Here is a 1,963-nt window from a genome sequence, read left to right on the forward strand (position 1 = left end):
AATAAAGCGACCGGTATAACCAGCACCAAATATCATTAAATCCATGCTTGACTCCGTTTCGATAGCTTTGAAAGGGAACGTTTGGAAGATTTTTTACTGCTTGTCTGCGGAATAATAGAATATCAATTCTTAAAAATCGAGTTCAGTATAGTAGGAAACAGGGGCTAAACCCCGAACACGTTCCGATAGCAAATATCGAAAAGAAGGGCGAGACTTAATACGTTGGTACCACTCCTTAATAAAGGGAGAATGTTCCCAATCGATCTCTCCGAGATAATCAAGAACTGAAATAGCGGCAGCAGCGGCAAAATCGGCATAACTCATAAGATCACCAGCAAGCCATGTACGGGATTTAACCAACCATGTTATATATTTCATGTGTTCTCGTATGTTGTTGCGTGCTATGCGCAGAACTTTTGAATCAGGAGGTCCTCCACCTTGTTCAACAGTCATTTGTAATTTATAAACGCGCTCACGGATAAGAGGTCGGGTAACGTCTTGTTCCATTTTCTGCATGAACCACTCCGTCAATCTTCGGATTTCGGATCGTTGTAATGGGTTCTCGGCGAGTAAACGATGTTTTCTCACAGTAATGCCATGTGTATCATCAAGATACTCAGAAATAACGATAGAACCACATATGGCTTGCATACTATCATCAATATAGATAGGGAGGATTCCTGCCGGATTAAATTCCAGAAAATTACGACGCTTTTCCCATGGGAACTCTTCTACCAGGTCAGTTTCTAAGCCGTACTCGCTGAGGATCAGTCGTATAAAACGTGAATTAGATGACATGGGATGGTGATAAAGGGTCGACATTTATACCTCAATGGTTCATTCCATCAATGTGCTATAGGAAAAACATCAATTGCAATTAACATAATATCTAACAGTATATTATACAGCTATGATGAATACAAGAGATGGTATATTATATTAATAATTGAGTGGAATCTTCTGAGGTATAGATATCCAATTATTCTTAAAAAACTTAAGAAACTGATTTTACTATATTATTTTTCGCGATATCTTTGCCTTTTTTGTAGGTTTGAGATTGTCAATGTAAGAAGACATACGTTTAGATGATTGTCTGCCTAGCAGTATGCACAGCATCTTCTCCTTTGGTATATGTTTCTGCTTGTGATATGCTCTTCCAGCTGTGAAGCCATTAAATCATGTGAGATTGCTCCTGCTTCAACGGAGAGGATGGCAGATAATTTTCTGATTCCATGTTCTGATTTGGTTAACTCCTACCTGTTCTCTTAGTTTTCGTAGATACTCAAAAACTTTTCCGCCACATATGAAAAAAATGAAGCAGAAGCTTTTAACGCGCCACCCAGAGACAAAAGAACCTATCATTTGTTAAACCAAATTCTTGAAGTGCAATAGCTTATACACAATAGCGGATATAGAGATCAAAAATATCGCAATGTTTTTTAAGGAAGATAAGAGTGATTTCACCTCTTGCAAAAGGTCCAATAGCTCATTAATTCCTCTTTGCTGTTTTTTATCTCTGATCTTTTGGTTTTCAGCACTCACCCTTGAATCTTTAAGGTGTTTGTCCATTTTATCCATTCTGGATACGAGTGTCTATTGAGTGGAAACCAATTTTTTATGGTTGGAAGAAAGAGGTCAGATCGCCTTTGTTCTTCCAGAAGGTAAACCGCTTTTCCATGGCGTATACGCTCTCTCATCACAAAAATAGGCAGACGAATAGTCTGTACTTTACGGTTTTCTAAGCAGCCCTAGAATGTAAAAAAAATGGCTGAGAAATTCAAACTATTAGAAGAGGACAAGATGATAGAATACCATCTCCCTAACGGGTCAATCGTAACACTAACCAGAATTGTATCCCTAACGAATATACTCTAGTGCAACGTAAAATATGGTGATTTAGGCGGATATGTCGAAAGTGAATAGAACCTAAGTCACTACGGGGAAAGATGGATTGGTGAGAGTG

The 1,963-nt window shown here is 38.4% G+C and carries 1 protein-coding gene; it reads right to left on the reverse strand.

Annotated elements, in window-relative coordinates:
* Window positions 1-129: 129 nt before the first annotated feature.
* Complete coding sequence (locus H0G72_RS05990; RefSeq protein WP_182017860.1) at window positions 130-822, reverse strand: glutathione S-transferase family protein; 693 nt, start codon at window positions 820-822, stop codon at window positions 130-132.
* Window positions 823-1,963: the final 1,141 nt, after the last annotated feature.

This window comes from Candidatus Liberibacter sp., from assembly GCF_014048425.1.
Lineage (GTDB): Bacteria > Pseudomonadota > Alphaproteobacteria > Rhizobiales > Rhizobiaceae > Liberibacter.